The sequence below is a fragment of the Paenibacillus periandrae genome (assembly GCF_022458865.1).
Taxonomy (GTDB): Bacteria; Bacillota; Bacilli; order Paenibacillales; family NBRC-103111; genus Paenibacillus_S; species Paenibacillus_S periandrae.
The window spans coordinates 1-255 of the sequence record NZ_JAJNMU010000223.1 but is presented as its reverse complement, the minus strand read 5'-3'; the positions used below and the strand labels follow the sequence as shown (position 1 = coordinate 255).

Below are 255 nucleotides of genomic sequence, written 5' to 3'. Positions count from 1 at the left end.
AAATGTGGGAGACGCTTGCGCCCCAATTTGAGAAGGCAAACCCCGACATTAAGGTCAAACTAGTGCATCTGCCGGACGGTCAAGCGGAAGGCGCTGCCGTGGACAAAGTGCTTGGTGCCAAGAAAGCTGGCCAAAAGAGCGTCGACGTTGATGTGTTCGAAACCGGACTCAGCAATCTTACCAAGGGCGAGAAAGACGGAATATGGATGAAACTGGATCAAGCGATCATTCCGAACCTGAGCAAGGTAGATTCCG

General features: G+C 52.2%; 1 pseudogene. It reads left to right on the top strand.

From position 1 onward, the window contains the following. Positions 1-62: 62 nt before the first annotated feature. A pseudogene (locus LRL21_RS45315) lies at positions 63-255 on the top strand (extracellular solute-binding protein); the annotation flags it as partial.